Annotated in this window: 22 protein-coding genes; 7 read left to right on the forward strand and 15 right to left on the reverse strand. The window is 27.5% G+C overall.

All coding sequences use genetic code 11. The features are described 5' to 3' along the window. Window positions 1-660: an HD domain-containing protein gene (locus tag BLT70_RS15040; RefSeq protein WP_091896174.1), complete on the forward strand. Its 660-nt coding sequence runs from the start codon at window positions 1-3 to the stop codon at window positions 658-660. Between the two features lie 56 nt (window positions 661-716). Here BLT70_RS15040 and BLT70_RS17270 read toward each other — a convergent pair whose 3' ends face one another. Both BLT70_RS17270 and BLT70_RS15045 read right to left on the reverse strand, forming a co-directional pair. Then, window positions 717-890 (reverse strand): hypothetical protein, encoded by a 174-nt coding sequence (locus BLT70_RS17270; protein ID WP_172824424.1) that lies wholly within the window; start codon window positions 888-890, stop codon window positions 717-719. Window positions 891-895: 5 nt separating this feature from the next. Further along, entirely contained in the window at window positions 896-1,768 is an 873-nt protein-coding gene (locus BLT70_RS15045) for an AraC family transcriptional regulator (RefSeq protein WP_091896177.1), read from the reverse strand. Between the two features lie 202 nt (window positions 1,769-1,970). On the opposite strand from BLT70_RS15045, the gene BLT70_RS15050 reads away from it, so the two are divergent. The 4 genes from BLT70_RS15050 to BLT70_RS15065 all read left to right on the forward strand — a co-directional run bounded on the left by BLT70_RS15050 (window position 1,971) and on the right by BLT70_RS15065 (window position 5,403). Continuing rightward, window positions 1,971-2,546 carry a hypothetical protein gene (locus BLT70_RS15050; RefSeq protein WP_231962744.1) on the forward strand — a complete coding sequence of 192 codons (576 nt, stop codon included), beginning with the start codon at window positions 1,971-1,973 and terminating at the stop codon, window positions 2,544-2,546. 408 nt (window positions 2,547-2,954) lie between these two features. Beyond that, window positions 2,955-3,539 carry a hypothetical protein gene (locus BLT70_RS15055; RefSeq protein WP_091896183.1) on the forward strand — a complete coding sequence of 195 codons (585 nt, stop codon included), beginning with the start codon at window positions 2,955-2,957 and terminating at the stop codon, window positions 3,537-3,539. A gap of 362 nt (window positions 3,540-3,901) precedes the next feature. Continuing rightward, window positions 3,902-4,486 (forward strand): hypothetical protein, encoded by a 585-nt coding sequence (locus tag BLT70_RS15060; protein ID WP_091896186.1) that lies wholly within the window; start codon window positions 3,902-3,904, stop codon window positions 4,484-4,486. 329 nt (window positions 4,487-4,815) lie between these two features. Next, entirely contained in the window at window positions 4,816-5,403 is a 588-nt protein-coding gene (locus BLT70_RS15065) for a hypothetical protein (protein WP_091896189.1), read from the forward strand. An 88-nt stretch (window positions 5,404-5,491) separates the two neighbouring features. Here BLT70_RS15065 and BLT70_RS15070 read toward each other — a convergent pair whose 3' ends face one another. From BLT70_RS15070 to BLT70_RS15085, 4 genes are all read right to left on the reverse strand, one after another. Continuing rightward, window positions 5,492-6,274 carry an enoyl-CoA hydratase/isomerase family protein gene (locus BLT70_RS15070; protein ID WP_091896192.1) on the reverse strand — a complete coding sequence of 261 codons (783 nt, stop codon included), beginning with the start codon at window positions 6,272-6,274 and terminating at the stop codon, window positions 5,492-5,494. A gap of 30 nt (window positions 6,275-6,304) precedes the next feature. After that, the gene (locus tag BLT70_RS15075; RefSeq protein ID WP_091896195.1) at window positions 6,305-7,714 is read right to left on the reverse strand and encodes a PAS domain-containing sensor histidine kinase; all 1,410 of its coding nucleotides are present in this window, start codon (window positions 7,712-7,714) and stop codon (window positions 6,305-6,307) included. Between the two features lie 51 nt (window positions 7,715-7,765). Continuing rightward, on the reverse strand, window positions 7,766-8,230 hold the full coding sequence (locus BLT70_RS15080; RefSeq protein WP_091896198.1) for a hypothetical protein: 465 nt from the start codon (window positions 8,228-8,230) through the stop codon (window positions 7,766-7,768). Between the two features lie 79 nt (window positions 8,231-8,309). After that, window positions 8,310-9,641, reverse strand: coding sequence for an MATE family efflux transporter (locus tag BLT70_RS15085; protein ID WP_091896201.1), 1,332 nt, complete (start codon window positions 9,639-9,641; stop codon window positions 8,310-8,312). A 95-nt stretch (window positions 9,642-9,736) separates the two neighbouring features. On the opposite strand from BLT70_RS15085, the gene BLT70_RS15090 reads away from it, so the two are divergent. Further along, window positions 9,737-10,528, forward strand: coding sequence for a universal stress protein (locus BLT70_RS15090; RefSeq protein WP_091896222.1), 792 nt, complete (start codon window positions 9,737-9,739; stop codon window positions 10,526-10,528). A 1-nt stretch (window position 10,529) separates the two neighbouring features. On the opposite strand, the gene BLT70_RS15095 is transcribed toward BLT70_RS15090, so the two are convergent. Next, a complete protein-coding gene (locus tag BLT70_RS15095) occupies window positions 10,530-13,268 on the reverse strand; it encodes a PD-(D/E)XK nuclease family protein (protein ID WP_091896225.1) in 2,739 nt (912 codons plus the stop codon). 69 nt (window positions 13,269-13,337) lie between these two features. Here BLT70_RS15095 and BLT70_RS15100 point away from each other — a divergent pair, with 69 nt between their 5' ends. Then, complete coding sequence (locus BLT70_RS15100; protein WP_091896228.1) at window positions 13,338-14,120, forward strand: amidohydrolase; 783 nt, start codon at window positions 13,338-13,340, stop codon at window positions 14,118-14,120. A gap of 202 nt (window positions 14,121-14,322) precedes the next feature. On the opposite strand, the gene BLT70_RS15105 is transcribed toward BLT70_RS15100, so the two are convergent. The 8 genes from BLT70_RS15105 to BLT70_RS15140 form a co-directional block, all read right to left on the reverse strand. After that, complete coding sequence (locus BLT70_RS15105; RefSeq protein WP_091896230.1) at window positions 14,323-15,303, reverse strand: acyl-ACP desaturase; 981 nt, start codon at window positions 15,301-15,303, stop codon at window positions 14,323-14,325. A gap of 7 nt (window positions 15,304-15,310) precedes the next feature. Next, window positions 15,311-16,039 carry a 1-acyl-sn-glycerol-3-phosphate acyltransferase gene (locus tag BLT70_RS15110; RefSeq protein WP_091896233.1) on the reverse strand — a complete coding sequence of 243 codons (729 nt, stop codon included), beginning with the start codon at window positions 16,037-16,039 and terminating at the stop codon, window positions 15,311-15,313. Between the two features lie 2 nt (window positions 16,040-16,041). Then, on the reverse strand, window positions 16,042-16,464 hold the full coding sequence (locus BLT70_RS15115; protein WP_091896236.1) for a hypothetical protein: 423 nt from the start codon (window positions 16,462-16,464) through the stop codon (window positions 16,042-16,044). A 101-nt stretch (window positions 16,465-16,565) separates the two neighbouring features. Continuing rightward, the gene (locus tag BLT70_RS15120; protein WP_091896239.1) at window positions 16,566-18,170 is read right to left on the reverse strand and encodes a choice-of-anchor J domain-containing protein; all 1,605 of its coding nucleotides are present in this window, start codon (window positions 18,168-18,170) and stop codon (window positions 16,566-16,568) included. Between the two features lie 12 nt (window positions 18,171-18,182). Beyond that, a complete protein-coding gene (locus BLT70_RS15125) occupies window positions 18,183-20,732 on the reverse strand; it encodes a carboxypeptidase-like regulatory domain-containing protein (protein ID WP_091896241.1) in 2,550 nt (849 codons plus the stop codon). Between the two features lie 204 nt (window positions 20,733-20,936). Further along, window positions 20,937-22,505 carry a glucose-6-phosphate isomerase gene (pgi, locus tag BLT70_RS15130; RefSeq protein WP_091896244.1) on the reverse strand — a complete coding sequence of 523 codons (1,569 nt, stop codon included), beginning with the start codon at window positions 22,503-22,505 and terminating at the stop codon, window positions 20,937-20,939. Between the two features lie 3 nt (window positions 22,506-22,508). After that, window positions 22,509-23,786 carry a peptidoglycan DD-metalloendopeptidase family protein gene (locus BLT70_RS15135; RefSeq protein ID WP_091896246.1) on the reverse strand — a complete coding sequence of 426 codons (1,278 nt, stop codon included), beginning with the start codon at window positions 23,784-23,786 and terminating at the stop codon, window positions 22,509-22,511. 99 nt (window positions 23,787-23,885) lie between these two features. Continuing rightward, on the reverse strand, window positions 23,886-24,656 hold the full coding sequence (locus tag BLT70_RS15140) for a DUF3108 domain-containing protein (RefSeq protein ID WP_091896249.1): 771 nt from the start codon (window positions 24,654-24,656) through the stop codon (window positions 23,886-23,888). Window positions 24,657-24,674: the final 18 nt, after the last annotated feature.

Consider the following 24,674-nt stretch of genomic DNA (forward strand, 5'->3'; position numbering starts at 1 on the left):
ATGAATCAAGAAAAAATAATACAAAATACTATTAAGTTTGTTAAAACCGAATTAAAATATGCAGAAGGTGGACACGATTGGTTTCATATTGAGCGTGTTTTTAAAAATGCTATTTTAATCTCTAAGGATGAAAAAGCAGATATTTTTATTGTTTCTTTAGGTGCTTTATTGCACGATATTGCAGATCCAAAATTTTATGATGGCGATGAAACTATTGGACCTAAAATGGCTGCTGATTTTCTGAAAAACCAAAAAGTAGACGCCAAAATAATTACACATGTTATTAACATTATAAAATATATTTCTTTTAAAAACTCTTTAGAAACTAATAGAGAAAAATTTAACTCTAAAGAATTAGAAGTTGTGCAAGATGCAGATAGATTAGATGCTATTGGCGCAATTGGTATTGCACGTTGTTTTAATTATGGTGGATTTAAAAATAGAGCGCTTTACAATCCTGATATTTTACCAAATTTAAACATGACCAAAGAGGAATATAAAAAAACAGATTCGCCAACAATTAATCATTTTTATGAAAAACTATTGCTTTTAAAGGATAAAATGAATACAGCTACTGGAAAAAAAATTGCAACAGAAAGACACCAATTTATGGAAACTTTTCTATCACAATTTTATAATGAATGGAATGGCAAACTATAATCTTTTTTTGATGTGCCTTTATCAGAAAAATATAAAATTAAATATTTAAAATAAATCTAATTTTCTTTTGCTACTTCTAATGCTGTAATTTTTGATTCTAAAACGGCTAATTCTTCTCCTTTTTCTATTATTTCTTCTACAGTTAAATTATCTTTAGAATTGATGAAATTTAAAATTTCTTTACTTTTAAAAGTATAATACTCAATAGCTTTTTCAATTTTATCTTCCATCGTATTTACTGAATTAAATTTTTCATTTCACTTCTATATTTAGAAGCACTTTTTCCTGTAAAGTTTTTAAATAGTTTATTAAAGTGAGAAAAATTATTAAATCCGCACTCAAAACTAACATCTGTTATACTAGAATTACTTTCTGCTAATAATTTAGTTGCATGTACAACTCTATATTCATTTACCAATTTAGTAAATGTTTTTCCTGTAGATTTTTTAAAATATCTACAAAAAGCAGGTACAGTCATACTAACCAATTCAGAAACTTCATCTAAACTTATATGTTCTCTAAAATGATTATTAATATGATTGTAGATAACTTCGATTTTATTACTGTCTTGTGGTATGGTTTCGAAAGCAAAACCATTTGCATTTAATAATGTATAATCGTCTGTAGTTGCTAAATCATTTAAAATCTCTAAAAAAGAAGCTATTCTTTGTACACCTTCTAATTCTACCAAAGCTTCAATTTTAGCACCAATTCGTTGTTTAATTTCTATATTAAAACGAATTCCTTTTTTAGCGCGTTCAAAAAGTGCTTCAACAGCAATCATTTCTGGAATTTTAAAAAATTCACTTCCTAAAAAATCTGGTTTAAACTGTATTAAGGTTTCAGAACCATTTGTTGTTAAACGATCCATATAACCAACATGTGGTAAATTAGATCCTATTAACACTAATTGACTATTATTAAAGTAACTAATATGGTTACCTATATGTCTTTTCCCTTTTCCTTTATTTACATACACTAATTCAATTTCTGGATGAAAATGCCAAAAGGGTTTATCTGTCTTTAAAAACTCTAAATGTTTCTTTACTAATAGAGAACTACCAAAATTGGGGGTAATTTTTTCGAGAGTAGGTTTTATTTGCATCATATATTTTTGCAAAAATACGAAAGAACAATATTATAACCTATATAAAATTATCTTTATTGTGTAATATTTTAACCTTACATGAATTTAACATTAATTTTACAGTTAAAATAAGATACAAATATGCCAATTTTGTTGTTTTCTAAACTAAACTTCTACCATAAATTTGCAGTGTAAGTAAGTAATAATTTATTTTATGAAAACAATGAAGAAAAGAGTATTAGTTATAATGTTAATGTTAGTGTCATTATTTAACTATGCTAATAATGAAAATGATTTTAACAAAACTGTAAATGCTAACAAAGTTAAAGTAGTATTTAATGATGTTACAAAAGGACAATTATTAACTGTTAACGATGAAAACGGAATTCAACTTCATGCAGAAACAGTTTCTACAACAGGTGAATTAACTAAATTTTTTGATTTATCATCATTAAATAATGGTTTATACACAGTTGAATTAAATAAAGAATTTATTATTGTTATTAAATCTCTTGAGGTTAAAGACAATAAAGTATCTTTTATTAAGGGTTCTGATAAAGTATTTTTTAAACCTTTTATTAGAAACGAAGAAAATTTAGTTCTTATATCTAAAATAGGTTTTCATAAAGAACTTATAAAGGTTACTATATTTTACAATAGTGAAGTTATTTTAGCTGAAACTATTGATAATGAAACAATGTTAAAAAGAGCTTACAGATTAGATGAAAAATTAAAAGGTAATTATAAAGTTATTGTTTCTAGCAATAATAAAAGTTACTCAAATGAATTTAAATATTAGTTTTAGTTGATTATTAGTTAAATGTGGATTTAACGGAACAACGAGCCTTAATTGGCTCGTTTTTTTTTGCTCTAATTTTAAAATCAAACAACTTAAGCTTCAATAAATATTAGCCTTCCTTTTCTACAAAAAAATACATTTATTAAATAACTATACTTTCTTAAAATAATAACATTATGTTTCTCTCTAAAGAAATATTGCTATTATCATAATATTTCTAATACCTTAACTCTAATGATTATTATAGCAAAGAATTATAAAATTACCCTATTTATACGCTATTTTAACCCACTGTTTTATTAACATTAAATTTACAGTTAAAATAAAACACAAACATGCCAATTGTGTTGTTTTTAAAACTAAACCTCTACTATAACTTTGCAGTATAAATTAGTAAAGATTTATATTATGAAAACAATTAAAAGAAAAGTATTAGTAGTAGTTTTTATGTTGGGAACATTATTAAACTACGCAAACAATGAAAGTGATTTTAACAAAATTGTAAATGTTACTAAAGTAAAAGTAGTATTTGAAAATGTTAAAAAAGGACAACAATTAACTGTTAACGATCAAAATGGAATTCAACTTCATTCTGAAACTATTTCTACAGAAGGATCACTAATTAAATTTTTTGATTTATCGCCTTTAAATAATGGTTTATACACTATAGAATTACATAAAGAATTTGAAGTTATTATTAAATCTCTTGAAGTTAAAGATAAAAAAGTGGTTTTTATTAAAGAATCAGAAAAGAAAATATTTAAACCAGTTATTAGAAATGAAGAAAATCTGGTTTTAATTTCTAAAATAAATTTTGATAAAAAGCCTTTAAAAATTGATTTATACTTTAATGGTAAAGTTATTTATTCTGAAATAGTAAAAAATGAAGAATATTTAAAGAGAGCTTACAGATTAGACAATGAAATAAAAGGAGATTATAAAATTATTGTTTCTAGCAATGATAATAATTACACAAAAAAATTTAAAATTTAGTTTTAGTTGATTAGATTATTGGTTAAATGTGGATTTAACGAAAAAACGAGTCTTAATTGACTCGTTTTTTTTGCTCTAATTTTAAATAAAACAACTTAAGCATCAATACATATTAGCCTTCCTTTTCCTCAAAAAACAAATCCATTTATTAAATAACTATACTTTCTTAAAATAATAACATTAAGTTTCTCTCTAATGATTATTATAGCAAAGAATTATAAAATTATATATTCTATTTTAACCAACATATTTGTTAACATTAAATTTACAGTTAAAATAAAACACAAAAATACCAATTGTGTTGTTTTTAAAACCAAACTCCTACTATAACTTTGCAGTATAAATTATTAAAAATTTATATTATGAAAACAATTAAAAGAAAAGTATTAGTAGTAGTTTTTATGTTGGGAACATTATTAAACTACGCAAACAATGAAAATGATTTTAACAAAATTGTAAATGTTACTAAAGTAAAAGTAGTATTTGAAAATGTTAAAAAAGGACAACAATTAACTGTTAACGATCAAAATGGAATTCAACTTCATTCTGAAACTATTTCTACAGAAGGATCACTAATTAAATTTTTTGATTTATCGCCTTTAAATAATGGTTTATACACTATAGAATTACATAAAGAATTTGAAGTTATCATTAAATCTCTAGAAGTTATAGATAAAAAAGTGGTTTTTATTAAAGAATCAGAAGAAAAAATATTTAAACCAGTTATTAGAAATGAAGAAAATCTGGTTTTAATTTCTAAAATAAATTTTAATAAAGAACCTTTAAAAATTACTTTGTACTTTAATGGTAAACTTATTTATTCTGAAGTAATAAAAAATGAAGAATATTTAAAGAGAGCTTACAGATTAGACAATGAAATAAAAGGAGATTATACAGTTATTGTTTATTACAATGATTACAATTATACCAAAGATTTTAAAATTTAAAAAATAGTTTTAGTTGATGTTATGTTAAACTCTGAATTTAACAAAAAAGCGGGTCTTAATTGGCTCGTTTTTTTTGCTCTAATTTTAGAGCAAAAAACTTAGAGTTTCATCAGCAAGAATAATCTTTACTATTTTATCATTTTTATTCATTTATAAATCAAACTATTATAAATAATTATAATATTAACCAAAACATATGTTATTTTAACTTTAAGAGTTATTAACATTAAATTTACAGTTAAAATAAAATACAAATATGCCAATTGTGTTGTTTTTAAAACTAAAGTTCTACCATAAATTTGCAGTATAAATTAGTAAAGATTTATATTATGAAAACAATCAAAAGAAGAATATTAGTAGTAGTTTTTATGTTAGGAACATTATTAAACTACGCAAACAACGACAATGAAATTAACAAAACTATAAATGCTAGTAAAGTAAAAATAGTATTTGAAAACGTTAAAAAAGGACAGCAATTAACTGTTAACGATAAAAATGGAGTTCAACTTCATTCTGAAACTATTTATACAAAAGGAAAACTAATTAAATTTTTCGATTTATCTCCTTTAAATGATGGTTTATACACTATAGAATTACACAAAGAGTTTGAAGTTATCATTAAATCTCTGGAAGTTAAAGATAAAAAAGTGGTTTTTATTAAAGATTCAGAAAAAGTAATCTTCAAACCTCTTATCAGAAATGAAGAAAACAGAATTTTTATTTCTAAAATAAATTTTGATAAAAAACCTTTAAAAATTGATTTATATTTTAATGGTGAAATTGTTTATTCTGAAACAGTAAAAAATCAAGAATTCTTAAATAGAGTATTAAGATTAGATGATGAAATAGCAGGTGATTATAAAATAACTGTTAATTTTGATGATGATAATAATTATACCAAAGAATTTAAATTATAAGTAAGTAATTGTTCAAATTAGAGTGTGTTAATAAAAAAACGAGCCGTAATTGGCTCGTTTTTTTATTTATAAACATGTTAAATCGTTTTTATTCTCCAGGAAAATTAGGTTTCCTTTTTTCTAAAAAAGCAGTTGTTCCTTCTTTAAAATCATTGGTACCAAAACAATTTCCAAATTCTTCAATTTCTACATCAAAACCATTTACACCATCTTCAAAATTTGCATTTACAGCTCTAATTGCAGCAGAAATTGCTACAGATGAGTTTCGCATAATTTTACTAGCAATTTTTTCTGCTAATGGTAATAATTCTTCTTGAGTAGTTACATGATTTACCAAACCACAATTAAAAGCTTCATCTGCAGGAATCATTGTTGCAGTCATAATCATTTCCATAGCTTTACCTTTACCAACTAATTGCGGCAAACGTTGTGTACCGCCATAACCAGGAATTACACCTAAAGAAACTTCTGGCAAACCCATTTTTGCATTATTTGATGCAATTCTAAAATGACACGCCATTGCCAATTCTAAACCGCCACCTAAAGCAAAACCATTAATTGCGGCAATTACTGGCGTTGATAAATTTTCTATTAAATTAAATAATATTTCTTGTCCTTTTTTTGCTAAAGTTCCGCCTTCATCAACAGAAAAATGCGAGAATTCAGAAATATCTGCACCTGCAACAAAAGCTTTATCGCCACTACCTGTAAGCACAATAACTTTTATGTCATTATCACCTTCTAAAGCTTTAAAAGCCTCACTTAATTCATGAATTATTGCCTTGTTTAAAGCGTTTAGTTTATTAGGTCTGTTAATTGTTACTTGAGCAATTTTGTTATTTTTTTCTACTAAAATGTTATCAAATTTCATATTCTATAGTTTAAAATAAAAGTTTGTTTTTTATATTTTTGGTAAAACCACTGTAAAAACAGTACCAATTCCTTCTTCTGATGTAAAAGAAATTGTACCATCATACGCTTCTATAATATTTTTTATCATTGCCAAACCAAGTCCCATTCCACTAGATTTTGTAGTAAATTTTGGTTCGAAAATTAAATCTTTTACTTTTTCTTGAATTCCTCTTCCGTTATCTGTAACCGTAATTTTTACGTTATTATTTTCTGATAAAACAGTAACATCAATTATAGGAGTTTCTTTATTTTCTGTAGCTTGAATGGCATTTTTAACCAAATTAGTAACAATTCTAATCAATTGAGTTTTATCTAAATAGGCAAATAATTCTTCTTCTTTTGGATAATAGTTGATAAAATCTTCACCAAAAATATCTAACGCTAATTTAACAACACTTATTATTTCAACTTTTTCTCTTTTTTGAGTTGGCATTTTAGCAAAATCAGAAAAAGCAGAAGCAATAGAGCTCATTACATCTATTTGTTGAATTAATGTTTTACTATATTCTGCTAATTTTTCTCTAATATTTTCATCCGCAGGATTAAATTTACGCTCAAAACTTTGCACAGATAAACGCATTGGTGTTAACGGATTTTTAATTTCGTGCGCAACTTGTTTTGCCATTTCTCGCCAAGCTTGTTCACGTTCGCTTTTTGCTAATTTTACAGCACTTTCTTCAAGCTGATCAATCATATTATTATAAGCTTCTACTAAAACTTCAATTTCTGAACTTGCTGCATTTAAAATTATTTTTTCATTTCGTTCATGCAATCGTGTTTGATGCATTTTATCAGAAATAGTTTGTATTGATCTTGTAATATAACTAGATAACAAATAGGCAAGCGCAATAGCAATTATAAACATTAGTAAATACACCAAACCTAATCTGTAAATAAACTCTCTTAATTCACTTTCAATTTCAGAATTATCTTGCGTAAACTGCATTTCTAAAATTCCTATTCTTTTAAACTTAGGGTCGTTTATATACGAATATGAAGTTTGATACCCAACACCATCTTCTTCTCTACTTTTTAATATTTTATGATTAGAGTTTTGAGATAATTCATTTAAAATAAGATGATTTAAAGGTTTTATATCTGTTTCTTCAAACGCATTTGTTTTAGATGAAATTAGAAAATTACCCTTTAAATCGAAAAATGAAATATTTAATTTATTTATAGATGATATTTCATAAATACGTTCTTGAAATATTTTTGGTAAATTTTCTGTGTTAACTAAATATGTTGTTTTATTTGTTAATTCTAACTCAATAGTTTCTTGAGTTGTAGCTTCTTTACGCTCAAAACGCTGAATATTATAATCTTTTGTTTGCTCGTCGTATTGATAAACAGTTACACCCAAAATTAATATTGATGCTAACAACACCAATAAAATCATAGACAAAAAGATACGTATTCTAAGGGAAATATTTTTAAAATTGAACACTATTTATTCTGATTTTATACGTTTTGTTTTCATTATTAAAGTATCATCAAATTCACCATCGTCGTCCCAATCATAAACACTTTTTGCAATAAAGCCTTCTTCTGCTTTAGTAACTATATAATTTACTTTTACATTTCTTCCTAAATAGAAGTATTCTATATGTAAAGTATCTTTGTTTACAGACCATGTTCCGTTAGATTTAGAATCTTTTACTCCTTGCTTATTAATAAACCAGGCAGAAAAAGTACCATCTGCATTGTATTTAGATTGCGCAATTCTATCAGGATTATTATCAAATTCATCTTCATAAACAGATAAAGAATCAGTTTTATTTGCTGTTGGCATTTCTATTTTTAAATAGGTTGTTTGCCAGGAATCTACCATAAAATCTTGCAACATTTTTTCTTTTTTACAAGACACAATAAGTATTCCAAAAAGGATAATTACTAGAAATTTAACAACTTTCATTTCGTATAAAATTTAATGTTACAAGATAACTAAATTAAAAAGTGATTTCAAAATTGAATAGTATAATAAAAACATAAAATTACAATTGCGATAATGGTAAAAATTTACTTCTAAATTTAATAATTAACGGAACTCCTCTTGCTAAAATCCAAAGTGTAAAAGCAATCCAGATAGCAACTAATTTATAATCTAGCCAATCAAAAAAGAAAATTGTGGGTATAAAAACGAGTCCTGTAGATAAAATTAATACATTTCTTAAATATTTCATTTCTCCCATTCCTTTAAACATTCCGTCAAAAATAAATGTTATTGCACTTATGGGTTGCGTTAAAATTACAATCCAAAAAACATGATAAAACTGTTCTAAAACTAAAGATTCTTTAGTAAAAACCTGCCCAATAAAATTATAAAAAACAGTACTTAATAATGCTATAAAAACACCAGTAGCAAGACCATATTTTGTTAACTTATTACTTAATTTAAGTAACGTTTTGTAATCTTTTGCACCTAATAATTTACCAGCTAAAATATTACCAGCGCTTGAATATCCATCAATCATAAAAGCACCTAACAACCAAAGATTTAAACCAATTGTATAAGCAGCAATATATTCTTTACCATAACCTGTAGCAAATGCAGTTGCAAAATACAAAGCTGTATTTAAAGCAATTGTTCTTATAAATAAGTTGCCAATCATACCCATTAAATTGGGAATTTCTTTATGAAAAGGTAAACTTATTTTTAATGAAATCGATGTTTTTTTCATCAATAAAACCAATGCAATTATTGCCATTGTTATTTGAGCTATTACACTTGCATACGCAGCACCTTCAATATGCATTGCAGGAATAAAACCTTCTATACCGTAAACAAAAATAATGTCTAAAAAAATGTTTAATAAAGCTCCGCAAATTGCAATTATCATTGGATAAAAGGTGTTTTGTAAACCTCTAAAAATTCCAAATATAGAAAATACGAAAAGCGAAAAAGGAAAGCCAAAAATTCTAATTTTAAAGTAAATAACACAAGCTTCTAAAACTGATCCAGATGCATTATAAAATTGAAAAATTTGAGCTGCAAAAGGATAAGAAATTGCCAAAATTAGTAAACTTCCAACAACTACAATTGCAATTGCTTGTGCTGGCAACGTATTTATTTCATCCAATTTATTGGCGCCAACATATTGAGAAATAATAGAAGAAATTGCACTTCTAATTTGTCCAAAAACCCAAACAAGCATAGAAATAAATGCGCCAACAATGCCAACAGCCGCCAAACTTTCTGTTGCGTTTTTATCCATATTACCAATAATTGCGGTGTCTGTAATAGATAATAAAGGTTCTGCAATACCTGCAATTAAAGCCGGAATTGCCAGTTTATTTATACGTTTAAAGCTAATGTCTGTTTTCACAAAAATATATTTTTAACAAAGGTACATATCTAAAAAGTTCTAAATTGTTTTACTTTCTGAAAAATGAGTAACTTTGCAACCTATAAACTTGTATTATGAAAAACATTTTAGTACCAATTGGATCTACAGAAAGTGCACAAAACACTTTACAATATGCCATCGATTTTGCATCAGAAGTAAATGCAAATGTTCTTGTTTTTAGAGCTTACAGCGCACAAACTAAAGCAGGAATTATGAAAAATGTGAACTCAATTATTGAACGTGAAACAAATTTGTATTTACGAGCAATTGTAAATTCTGTGGATAGAAAAAATGTAGCTGTAAAATTAATTTCTGCAAAAGGTACTTTGGTAGATAGTGTAGAATCTATTGATAGCAAATTAGACATCGATTTAATAATTGTTGGTGCAAAAAGTAATTCTATAAAAGAAGAAGTTTTTTTAGGAAAAACTGCAGGAAAACTTGTTAAACAAACAGATATACCTCTCTTAACGGTTCCTGATGGATATAAATACGTGCCTATTAAAAACATTTTAATGGCATTTAACTCTGGAATTGTAAAAAGTAAAACAGTTTTAATACCATTGCAATTAATTGCTAAGAAATTTAATCCTGAAATAAATTTACTACAAGTAAAAACTGCCGATTATACAGACGAAGACTTGGTGTTAGATAAAGATTTAGAAAAGCTAAAAACTTCTTTAACTATAACAGAAAATGCAACAGCTTTTCAAGGAGTTTTAGAACATTTTCAAAAATTCAACCCAGATATGTTGTGCGTTTTTAGACGTAAAAGAGGTTTCTTTAAAAAATTATGGGAAAAAAGTACTGTTTTAAAAGAAGAGTTTCATACAAATATTCCTTTGTTAGTTTTAAAAGGAAAATAAATTAATATTTTAAATCTGCTGGTTCAATAAAATCAATTGCTGGATTATAAATTTCTTTAATATATTCTTTTAATTCAGTAATAAATTCTTCTAGTTTTTCTGATGATATATTATGATCAGGATTTCTATAATTTGATGAAAATTTAATAGCTAAAAATCCGTTATTTAAATTTTTAAAAGAATAAATTCCACCTTTTAAATTTTTTGAAAAATCATGTTTTTTATTCTTTGAATATAAATAAGCATACAATAAAACCTGAATAGCTTTGTATTGCTGTTTTTCTCTTAATTGTTCAAAATCTAGTACTTTTAATTCTGCACTTTGTACCATTCCAGATTTATAATCAATAATTCTAATTTCTCCATTTAACTCATCAACTCTATCTACATTTCCATGAATTTTTATTGGGAAATTAATTCCGTCGATTTCTATTTCTGCGGATAAATTTTCTTCTGTTGCAATAATTTTTAATTGATTATTTTTATCTTTTAACAATGTCTTTTCTTGCGATAAAAAATTAGTTACAAATCTATTGGCAACTTCAAAAATTAAACGATTTTTACCTGTTGATAAATCGCCATTTTTAAAATGGATTTTAAAATGTTTTACCACCAAATCTTTAGCTATTTTTTCCATGTCTAAAATGGCATCCACAGTTAAAAATTTACCAATAAAAGGTTTATATAATTCATCTAAAGTTTCATGTACAACAGTTCCTAAGGTATTAAATGCAACTGTTTCTTCAACATCATCAAATTCCTTAATCCGTAAAATTTTCTGTTTGTAAAACGCAACTGGATTGTATAAATAATTGGTTAATGATGAAGGAGAAAAACCTTGCTTTGCCAATTCTTTTAATCGCTCAAAAACCTGCTCATTTTTAGTAATTTGTTTTAAATTTGTTTTTTGAGAAACCACTTTGGGCGAAACAATTTTATGAACAATATCTGTTCTCATCATTTCTAATTGTGTTACAAATCTGCTTTTTTCTCCGCTTCCAAAAACATCATGTTCTGTATTGTATAAAATAAAAACATTTTTAGCTCTTTGAATTAATCGAAAGAAATGATACGAAAAAATAGCATCTTTTTCTCTGTAAGTTGGCAAGCCAAATTCAACTTTTACATCAAAAGGAATAAAAGAATTTTGTTGGCTACTTGCTGGTAAAACTCCTTCGTTTGCAGACGCTAGAATGATGTTTTCAAAATCTAAAACACGCGTTTCTAACATTCCCATTAATTGTAAACCTTTTAATGGTTCTCCTTGAAAAGACAAACTTTCTGAACCTATTAATTGTCTAAAAAAGAGCGATAATGTTTTTAAATCAGTAAAATATTCAAACTCATTTTGCAATGTTTTTAATTGTGTAAAAACAGTGTAAAAACGAAACAAATATTCTTTTTCTAACGCATCAACTTTTTCTTTTAAGATATTGATTAGATCTAAAATTCTATCCATAAAATTAGAAACAGAATCAAAATTTTTAAAGAGGTTTAAAATAACATTTTTAACTTCGGATTCCTGATTTTCTAAAAACTTTTCAAGCAATTTTTCATTGATAAATGTTTGATTATCTTTTGCTATTTCTGATGTGAAATTGTCAATATTAGAAATAAGTCCATAAATAGATTGATGTTTAAAAAAACGAATTACATCTTTATAATAAAACTCATTTAAACTATTTTTCTGGAATTTATCTTGAGAAACAAACAACTGAAAAACAGCAAACAATAAACTTGTTGTTGGTATATCTTTTAAAGGATAGCCCATTGTAATATTTATTGCGTTAATGTTTTTAGGTAAAGAATTTAGCGTAATAGGCAGTAAAGTTTCATCTGCTAAAACCAAAGCAGTATTTTTAAATTGAGCGTTTTCTTCTAAAATTTCACCAATATATTTTATTTGAGTATTATTTTTAGCAGCACCAATAACTTGTATTTTTTTTGGTGATGAAAATGAATTTCCTAAAGATTTAAGTTGGTTTTTTTCATAATATCTCCACTCTTTTTTATATTTTCTGATGAATTTTCCTGCTTGATGATTTGAGTTGAAAAACGATTCATCAATATCCCAATAAATTTCTGAATTTCCATTTTCTAAAACTTTTTGAAACAATAATTCCTCTGCTTTATTAAGCGCATTAAAACCAATAAAAAAGAACTTTTTAGCTGTATTCTTATCTAGAAAAGTATCTACTTTTTTAGCAGCTTCTCTGTACATTAATCCTTGATAACCGATATTTTTATCCAATAAAAACTGATAAAAAGCATTGTAATAATTATTCAGTTTTTCTAAAAAAGAATAATGACCTTTTATCAATTCAGTTTCTTTAAAAGTACCATTTACAGACCATTTTCTTAAACGTTCTATATCTCTTAAGTACGTGAAAATCTCTTTGGTATTTATTAAATGCTGATCAATTTCATTAAAATCTTGTAAAACAGTTAACGCCCAAGAAGAAAAGGCATCAAAAGAATCCGGATTCTTCTCTACGCTTTTATAAATGGTATAAAAATGAAATAATAACTGAATATTATCTGCTTTTTGTACGCCAGATATTTGCTGAATAAATTGCTCTATATTTAGCATTTCTGGCAAAAAACCTACAGCTATTTTATCTTTAAACGCTTGTTTTACAAACACCTTTGCTCTTTGAGAAGGCAATATAAAAACAACATCTTCAAACGATTTTGTAGTTTGTAAAATATCATCTAAAGTTTCAGAAATAAAAGATTGCATCGCTTTTTTTTGGATTTCTAAATTACAAAATCTTACATTTATATGTCTCTAATCTTTAAATTTATTTTAATGACTGATGAATTACATATTGTTGGTATTCAGACTGATTTATTTTGGGAAAATCCGACTAAAAACATAGCTTCTTTTGAAGAAAAAATAAACAGTCTACCAAAAAATACAGATTTAATTGTGTTGCCAGAAATGTTTACATCGGGTTTTACAATGAAACCAGAAATTGTAGCTGAAAAAATGAATGGAAATGCCGTTTCATGGATGGTAAAAATGGCTACTGAAAACCAGTTTGCAATTACAGGTAGTTTGGTTATTAATCATGACAATAATTATTATAATAGATTGGTTTTTGTACATCCATCAGGAAAAATAGAAACGTATGACAAACGTCATTCTTTTTCATTGGCTGGCGAAGATAAAGTATATACTTCTGGTAAAGAAAAATTGATTGTTACTTTTAAAGGTTGGAAAATTTGCCCTTTAATTTGTTATGATTTACGTTTTCCTGTTTGGGCTAGAAATACTGAGAATTACGATCTTTTAATTTTTATGGCAAATTGGCCAGTGATAAGAATTAAAGCTTGGAAAACACTTTTAAAAGCTCGTGCAATTGAAAATATGAGTTATGTAATTGGCGTAAATAGAACAGGAATAGATGCTAATAAGTATGAATATTCAGGAAATTCCTTAGTTATTGATTATTTAGGAGAAAATCTTTCTAAGTTATCTAAAAATGAAGTCGGAATTGTTTCTGCAATTATTAGTAAAAAACATCAGCAAAAAGTAAGAGAAAAATTGGGCTTTTTGAATGATATGGATTCTTTTGAAATCCGTTTTTAATTATTTTAAAACTCATTAAAATAATATCACTATTAGTATTAAAAAAAAATCCTTCAGCTTTTAAAAACTGAAGGATTTTATAGTTGTAACTAAAAGCTAACAAATAGACTTAGCCCAGATTGAAACGGCATCCTTTTTGCTTTTTCAGCAAAAAGATATAGTTGAAAGCTGGAAATAGCTTCTAATACTTTTTTAAAATATTTTAAGCAGGAATCATCCATTTAAACTGAAAATTTGTATCTGGAACAGTAATTCTTTCTGTAATTCTGTACATTCTATCTGGAAGTTTCATTAGATAATCTCTTGCCTTTTCTGCTTCTGGAGTAAGGTTTGATATTTTATCTATTTCCCAATTTACTGTAAGTTTTTTAAGAATATCTACATAATCGAAACCTGTGTAAACGCCAATCCTTTGTGCTACTGTAGAAAAATCATCGAATAAACTACCTTTTGCACCAAAAGATTCTCTTAAATGCATTGCTGGCATTACTATTTTATGTTTCATCATGTGTTGAAAAGCCAACATCATTTCGCTTGGATCTATTTTGAAAATTTCTTTTACAAATTCTGAATACGCAATGTGATGACGCATTTCATCACCTGCAATAATTTTAGACATTTTTGCTAATGATTTGTGCCCTTTTTGTCTTGCAATTTTAGCAACATTGTTATGCGAAATGTAAGTTGCTAATTCTTGAAAACTTGTATACACAAAGTTTTTATATGGGTCTGATGCTGTACCAATATCAAAACCATCAGAAATTAAATGTTGCGTTGTAATTTCTACTTCTCTCATATTTACTCTCCCTGATAAATATAGGTATTTATTTAAAACATCACCATGTCTATTTTCTTCTGCGGTCCAAGTTCTTACCCATTTTGCCCAACCATTATCTGGTTGTTGTGTAACACCATCTAAATCTAACAACCAAGATTCGTATGTTGGCAAAGCTTCTTCTGTAATTGTGTCTCCAACTAAAACCACCCAAAAATCGTCGTGTAATTCTTTAGAAAGTTCTCTTATTTCTTCTACTTCTGAAATAAAAGTATCTTTTTGAGAGTTCGGTAAAAAATCTGTTGGTTGCCAGATTTTTTCTGCCGGAATTAGAAATTTTTCTACAAAACTATCAATATTCTTTTCTAGTGTTTGCATTACTTCTATTCTGATGTTTTTTATAGACATAATTGTATTATTTTATGTGTTCTTTTATAACTTTTTCTGTTTGTGCAATTAATTCATCAAAAGGTAGTGAATCTATTTTAATTGGTTGGTGTGTTGTAATTTTAATTGGGCTAAAAATTCCTAACGGAAATTTACCATACCTAAACACTTTCCAAGAATTATTAATTGTTAAAGGCACAATATAACCTTCTTTATTATATTTTGCCAGCACTTTTAAGCCGTTTGTTGCAAAAGATTTAGGTTGCCCGTTTCTACTTCTTGTTCCTTCTGGAAAAATAACTGCAGACCAATTATTTTTATTAATTTTTTTAGCAAAACTAGCTAATGTACTAATTGCTTGTTTTGCATCTTTTCTATCTATTAAGGCTGCGCCACCATGTCTTAAATTAAAAGAAATACTTGGTATTCCTTTTCCTAATTCTATTTTAGATACAAATTTTGGATGATACTTTCTAAACGCCCAAATTATTGGAGGAATATCAAACATACCTTGATGATTTGAAACAAAAATTAGAGTTGTATTTTCTGGTAATTTTTGTTTATTTCTTACAGTTACTGATGTTCCAAGTATTAATAGTGATTTGGTTAAAAACCAATTCATATAATCTACAACAAATTTGTGACCTTTATAACCAAAAATTTTTAAACCCAGCCATTGCAAAGGATGAAAGATAATTAGAAATAAATAAAATACTATAGCAAAAATAGATGATAATATATAACTTATAATTTTCATACTTAAAACCAATTACTCCAAGGAATTCTAGAGAGTATTAATAATAAACCTATTCCGTAAAATATTGCAAATGTTTTAAATTTTGCAGCATCTTCTATTTTCTTTTTGTGCTTAGACCAACCAATTGTTATAAATACAATTGCTAAAATCATCATTATTGGATGTTCTACAGCTAATAATCTAATTGCTTTATCGCCCATAACTTCAGCTCCATTTTCCTTTAGTGCTTTGTACCAAGGTGACATAAAATACCATCCTAACCCAATTAATAATTGAATATGAGATACTATTAAAGTAAATAAACCAATGCGTAAATCTTTATCTGTAAATTGTTTTTTTTGAGTAAACCCAATAATAGCGTTTACTACAGCAAAAATTAAAATTGCTAAAACTAAATAAGCCCAATAAGAATGTATGTCTTTCATAAATTTAATGTTGTATTTTAACGATGTAAAGTTACTAATTTTATAAATAAAAAAACCACCTCGTTCGAGGTGGTTTTTTTATTTTATTAAAAACAATAATATTATCTTCTAATATAAACGCCTGATGAAAGGGTATAATTAAAAGTCATATTTTGAGAAGAACCGTTATAAACGAATACTATAACATCAAAATTTTGCCCTTCTTGTGCATCTGGGAAACGAGTTTTTAAAACCGTACCAATTGCTGCATCTATTTGTTCATCTTCCCAGTTAAAAGTACTAATGTTTCCATAGCTTTCTAAGTTAGCAACTGGAGCTTCAAAACCTTCTACAGTTCTATAAGTATCTGCAATTAATGTGTAATCTTCAGGAATAAGTTCGTATTTAGTTGCTGGAGCCCAAGTAATTCCATCATGTGAAAAATCTATTGTGTAATTGAAATCTCCCCAAACACCATTAGAATAAGAATAAGTACTTCCTTTTAATATAGCAGCACCATCGTAATATCTATATACTAAAGAATATACATCTCCTTCTTGTGCGTAAGGCAATTTACTTTTAAGAAAAGTAGGTAAATAATCATTAGGAGCAGTTGAACTACTAAAATTATTATATCTACCTGGTTGACCAGAAGCTTCTCCCATAGAATCAAAGTCTGCATCACTTATATAATAAACACCTTCAGATAATTCCCAAGCACTACCATCAAAAGTATAAAATTCTGAAACACCTTCTGTTTCGCCTTCTACACCTGCTGCTTTTAAAGAAACATAATTTACTTGATAAGTACCTGTTTCTGTATTAGAACCTGTAGATGTGTATTTAAACGCAATATTGATAGTTTTTCCATTATAAGCAGCTAAACTATATTCATCAGATACTATATCATCCCAAGTAGTCCCGTCTGGTACGTTAACTAAATTAATAACATCCCAAGTAGCTGTTGCAATATCGTCTGTATAATCAGTTGAAATTAAAACGCTAAATCCTGAAGGATCTCCATAGTTAAAAGTTTGATTTACTTGCAACGTTGAGTTTGGGAAACTAGATAAATCAATATCTGTTGAAATTAACCAATCTTCATTTTCAAATCTCCCACCATCGTAACCTGACATTTCTATTCCATATTGAGTAGCTACCCATGTTTGGTCCCCAATAACACTCACAGCTTCAAAATCTAATAAAGATTTTTCACTTGCAAAATCTCTAGAATAAAATTCTGAAATTCCATTTTCTGTTTCACCAACATATTGGTTATATTTAGCTAAAACAACATCACCTTCAACAGCTGTTGTAAAGTTAGCTTCTAAAATAGAAGATAAAACATCACTTGTGTTTTCATTTTCATAAAAAGCTACAGCGTTATCTGTAAAATTTGATGGATAATCTGTAATTGCTAAAGAGTATTCTACTGCACCAGTATAATCTCCTAAAGTTTCTATCTTATATAAAACTGAAGCTGTAGATCCACTACCCCAAAGTGGGTATTTTTCAGATAAAAAACTTGGCAATAAAGATTTTGCCTCATCTTCTGAACTAAAGTAACGATTATCAAATCCTAATGACTCATAATCATCATCAGTAAGCGTATAAGTAACTTCACCAGCAATATCTCTTCCTTCAACTTTTTCGTAAATATCTTCTAATGGATCACATGAAGTGAATACCATTGAAAAAACTGTTAATAATAAAAGTATTTTTTTCATCTTTTTATTTTTCTAAAATTTAACTTTTAAACCTAAACTAAATGTTCTACCTGCTCCATAATAAACTTGAGCAGTATCATAACTTGAATTAGAACCGTTATTTGCATCTGAAATATATTCTACATCAAAAATATTATTCATGTTTGCTGATAATGTAGAATTTAAACCAGCAATTTCGAAACCATGTCTTAATCCTAAATCAAATAAATGATAGTTAGGTAGTTTCCAAGTGTTAGTTCTATCTGCCTCTTCTGGTGAATCTGCTGTTCTACCAGTAACATTCATAGTTGCATAATTATCTCCTGCATAATTGTAATCTAATGAGATACTAGTTTTATCTAATACATCATATTTAATACCAAATGCAAAAGTAGTTTGTGCTGCATCAGAAACTTTTAAGTCTTTTGCATAAATTGTTTCACTACTTATTAACTCACCTGTAGTGTCATTAAAAGTATTTGCAGATGCATCATCTTTCCATCTCCAATTACCTAAAGAAGCCATACCAGTAATAGCTAATTTTTCGATTGGTCTAAATAAGAAATCTACTTCTATACCTTGGTGTAAAGCATCTAAGCCTGTAACGTTTGATGTAATAAATTCTCCATCAGCTCCAGGAAGGCTAAATGTCATAAATCTATCTATCCAAGATGTGTTATATAAGTTAACATTTGCAGAGAAAACTTGAGTTTTAAAACCATAACCTAACTCTAAACTAAATACTTTTTCATTTAATGCACCGTCGTATAAATCTACACTATAATCGCTATCAAATACATTGTCAAAAATTGGAGCTCTAGAAAAATACCCAATATTAGCAAATACTTTTTGTTTTTCATCTAAATTGTAGTTTGCACCACCTTTAGTACTATATCCCATAAAACTAGCAGATTCTGACTCTCTATCTTCAGCACCGTAAGACATTCTATCTACCTTACTATATACTGAGTTAGATACAGAAGATGAGAAAAATACCGATAAATCATCTTTACTATATTCTAATTGTGCAAATAAACCATATCTACCTACTTTACCATCATAATCTTTGTTAAACTTGTCTCCTACTTTTAAAGCTTGACCACCTGTTTTTTCTTCAAGATCATCATTATAGAAATACTGACCTCCTAAAAGATCTGTTACCTCATACCAGTGAGAACCAACATAAGATCTAGCATCTATACCTCCTGATAAAGTTAAGGTTTCTGATAAATCAGTTTTTAATGTTGATAAAACACCATACCACTCATGAGAGTTTTTAGAAGCTGCAAATATATCAGTTGCTCCATTTGCACCACTTGCAACATTTTCTGCTACAATTTGATCAAAGTTAATAGGCTGATCGAAGTCTCCTAATCTATAAGAATCTGAAGTGAATTTTGTTCCTTGAGTTCTTCTTCCTCCTCCTGAACCAAAAGAAGCATAAACCGAAGTTGTTAAAAATGTTTTATCAGAAATTGTCCAATCATGATTTAAAGAAATCTGTGGTTTATGATAAAAGTTAAATGAACTATTTTCTACCTTACCATTTCTATAACCCCAATCTGGATTAAATCTTTTTCCTCCTTGTTCTGTTGCTTCATATTCTGCAATAGTTCTTCTATTATATCTTTGTCCGTGCTCTTGAATTGTACCAATTGCATTAAAAGATAATTTATGACTATCATTAATTTGATTAGAAACATTTAAAAAATAGTTTACACCTTCAAATTGTAAACCATCTACATATCCTTCTCCAGAAACTTTAGAAGCAGAAGCTGTAACAGCAAAACCGTTATCCATCATTCCTGTAGATAAAGTCATTCCATATTTTTGGTAACCATCATTACCTGTACTCATTACTATTGATCCACCTTTAACAGCATCAGTAGATTTAGAAATAATATTTATTGTTCCTCCAATAGAAGGCACTGCAACTTTAGAAGCTCCTAAACCTCTTTGAACCTGCATTGCAGAAGTAACATCAGACAAACCTGCCCAGTTAGACCAATACACTGCACCGTTTTCCATATCATTAACAGGAATACCATTAATCATTACAGCAATGTTTTGAGTTCTAAAACCACGTAAATTAATTTCTCCATCTCCATAACCACCACCAGATTTTGTTGCGTAAACACCAGGTGTAGATTTTAAAATTTCTGGAAATTCTTGGTTACTTAATTTAGCTTCAATATCTGCAGCTTTAATAGTAGAAACCGCAACTGGCGTTTTTCTATCAATTGCAAATGAAGTAGCAGTAACAATTATTTCATCTAAAGCACCAGCATCTTCCTCTAATTTAATTAATTTTAAATTTGATTTAGAAGAAGAAAAAGATACCTCTCTTTTTTTAAACCCAATAAAGGAGATAACGATAACACCAGAACTAGAATCTGCTTTTAACGTAAATTTTCCATCAAAATCTGTTGATGTTCCGTTTGTTGTACCCTTTACAACAACACTTGCTCCTGGTAAAGGTTGATTTGTATCATCAACGATTGTACCCGTAATTTTAGTCTGTCCTAAAACTGTAGCCGTTACAAAAAACAAAGCTAGAAATAATAAGTTTTTAAAATTTTTCATTGTTTAATTTTATGTTTTAAAATATTCTGCAAAATTGACACTTTTGCAGAGTCTAAATGTTAATAGAATGTTAAGTTTAACATAACATTAATAAGCTCGCAATATATATAAAAAAAATTAAAAAAAGTAAATCAACAACAAAACATTAATAAATTTACTACAAAAATGCAGAATCGTTAAATTATTAATTTACAAAACTCAATTCTATTGATTATTCAATAATTTTTTAGCTAATTCTTTTCCTAATTCAACACCAAATTGATCAAAACTATAAATGTTCCATAAAATACCTTGTGTATAAATTTTATGCTCATACATGGCAACTAATTTACCTAAAGATCTTGGTGTTAATTTATCAAAAAGGATAGCATTACTAGGTCTGTTTCCTTCAAAAACTTTAAAAGGTAAAAGAGTAGCAATTTTATCTTCGTCTCCAGAAAATTTTAACTCTAAATGAACCTCTTCTTTAGTTTTTCCAAAAGCTAAAGCTTCCATTTGTCCGTAATAATTTGCCATTAATTTTTTGTGATGATCTTTTAAACCATATAATGACTCTTTATATCCAATAAAATCTGCAGGAATTAACTTTGTACCTTGATGTACTAATTGCATAAAAGCATGTTGCATATTTGTACCTGTGCTTCCCCAAACAATAGTTCCTGTTTGATAATCTACTTTATCACCATTTCTATCAACACCTTTACCATTACTCTCCATAGTTGCTTGTTGCAAATAATCTGGAAGTTTCTTTAAGTATTGTGTATAAGGTAAAACTGCTTCTGTTTCTGCTAAGTAAAAATTATTATACCAAATACTTATCAATGCTAAAACAACAGGAATATTTTCTTCGAAATCTGTGTTTCTATAATGGATATCCATTTCTTCCGCACCTTCTAAAAGCGCTTTATAGTTATCAAAACCAACAGATAAACTGATTGACAGACCTACTGCAGACCATAAAGAGAAACGACCTCCAACCCAATCCCACATTGGAAAAACGTTGTTTTTATCAATTCCGAAACTATCAACTGCTTCTAAGTTTGTAGAAACTGCGACAAAGTGTTTTGGAATATCAAAAATTGTTGCTGATTTTAAAAACCAGTTTTTAAGAGTTTCTGCATTTGTAATCGTTTCTTGCGTTGTAAAAGTTTTAGATACAATTACAAATAATGTAGTTTCTGGATTTAATTTCTTCATAACTTCAGAAACATGATCTCCATCTACATTAGAAACAAAATGTGTTGTTAATTGATTTTTGTAAAACTGTAAAGATTCTACAATCATATCTGGACCAAGATCAGAACCACCAATACCAATATTTACAATATCAGTAATAGATTTCCCTGTATATCCTTTCCATTTTCCTGAAATAACTTTGTTAGAAAAACTTTTTATTTTTCTTAAAGCTGCTTGTATTTGAGGTTTAATATTTTTCCCGTCAACCAAAACTGGCTCATCAGAAGTGCTTCTTAGTGCTGTATGTAAAACTGCTCTATCTTCTGTAACATTTATTTTTTCACCAGTAAACTGACTTTCAATAGCTCCTTTTAAATCAACTTCTTTTGCTAATTCTACTAATAAACCTATTGTTTCTTTTGTAATTCTGTTTTTAGAAAAATCTACTAATAAATCATCAAATTCAATAGAAAAATCTTCTTTTCTATTTTGATCTTTCAACAAATCTTTAATTTTGATATTCTTGATATCATTAAAATGATTTGTTAATTCTTTCCAAGATTTTGTTGTGGTTGGGTTGATGTTTTTTAAAGCCATTTATTATTTTTTTGCAATAATTTCGGTAATTATTTGAGGTTTTGTTATAGGAACTTTTTTGTTCTCTAATCGATATTTTAGAGGTTGAATAAACTTATTATACTTTGGTTTAATACTTTCTTTTAAAGGTTCTGCTTCAGGTAATTTTGTTTTAGGACTTAAAGGATCTACTTCTTTTCCATTTTTCCAAAAACGATAACACACGTGTGGTCCTCCAGTATTTCCTGTCATTCCTACCCAACCAATAACATCTCCTTGTTTTACATAATCTCCTTTATTTACTTTTCTTTTACTCATATGTAAATATTGAGTAGAATATGTACTGTTGTGTTTAATTTTAACAAATTTACCGTTACCACCTCTTCTAGTAGACTCTATAACTGTTCCGCTTGCAGTTGCAATAATTGGCGTACCTATTTTTGCTGCAAAATCTGTACCTCTATGAGGTCTTATTTTGTTACCATAATAGGCAATTCTTCTTTTTAAGTTATATCTTGAAGAAATTCTATATTGAAATTTAATTGGAGATTTTAAAAACTGACTACGCAACATATTTCCTGCTTCGTCATAATACTCTGGAATTCCATTTATAGAATCTGCAATAAATCTAAAAGCAAATAAATCTTTCCCTTTATGTTTAAAAACTGCAGATTTCACATCTCCATATCCAGCAAAAATAGTATCATCTATAAACTTTTCTTCATACACAAACTTAAAAGAATCTCCTTTTTGAAGTGCATAAAAATCTAAGGTCCAAGCATAAATATCTGCAATTGACCAAGTTAGATTTGGCTTTAACCCTAAGCTATCCATAGTAACAGAAAGACTAGAGTTAATAACTCCTGATACTTCTTTTTCTAAAATTTTTATAGGTTTTTTAAAAAGTGTTGCAGTAACCAAAGAATCTTTAAAATCTACGACAGTAGCATTTATTTTATCGTGTTTGTAAATAAAAATTTGGGCTTGCTCTGTAGAATCTTTGCTAGCTAAAATAGTGTAAGGTTTACCAGCTCTAACTCTTCTAACATCAAAAATATCTGTAATTGAAGTTGCAATTTGGTTTATTTTTGGATAATAAACATGATGTCTGTCTAAAATGGCTCCAAAACTTTCTCCTTTTTTAATGGTATCTTGTATAACTTTATAGTCATCTAATTTATAACCAAATCTAATTTCTGTTTTTGGTTCTGGTTTTTCAATCTTAATTTCTGGTTTCTTTTCTTCTTTTTTACAAGATGAGAAACACAATATTAGAGCTAATAAAATGGCTATTTTTTTCAAAAATATATACTTTTCTGGATAGATTTCAAAAGTACAAATAAAATTGATTTATATAGAAACAAAAAGTAGAAGTTAACTAATCTAATTTGTTAAATTTTATTAAAAACTATGAAAAGGATTTGCCAAACCTTTATAACCTTCCAATTCTGCTCGTAAAGAACCAACAGCCAAAGAAGCCATCATTTTTATCGGAATTTTATTTGCATCATCAGTAATCCAGAGCGTAACACTTTCTTGTTCTTTAAAAATTCTACCAGACTGAACCAAAGGTCTAAAAATTAAAGAATTAACTTTTCCAAAATTTGTTTTTAAAACTTCTCTTCCTAGAAAACGAAGCTTAAAAGGATATATTTGAGCATCTAAAAACATATCTAATTTTATTTCATCTCCTATCTTTAAACCTGATGTTTCTGTATTTCTTAAAAAATAAAATGAAGACATCATATCTTGTACATTTGTAAAACCTACCAAAGTATCTTTCTGTAACGTAAAATCTTGAACATATGCTTTTTTAGAATCATAATTAAATGATGTTATTCTATGCTTTTTATAACCACCTTCATCTATTTTTCTTTTAAACAAATAAGGTTTTACAGAATCCTTATCAAAAAATGATTCATAAGTATCATCAACTTCAAAAAACCATTTTATCATACCAGATGTCCAACCTTTTCCTTTAGAATAAAAAACTTTTTTTCCATTAAATTCTTTTTCATCAACTTCTAAAATTGCAGTTCCTGCTCTTAGAAAACCACTGTAACTCATTTTATAACGCAACCATTCTCCACTTTTAAAAGCAAGTGGCTTTTCTTGACTAAAAGTAGTTGTCAAAAAGAATAAGATAAAAAGTGATAGAATATATTTTTTCATAGAAAACCAAACTTATAA

The sequence above is a fragment of the Polaribacter sp. KT25b genome, assembly GCF_900105145.1.
Taxonomy (GTDB): Bacteria; Bacteroidota; Bacteroidia; order Flavobacteriales; family Flavobacteriaceae; genus Polaribacter.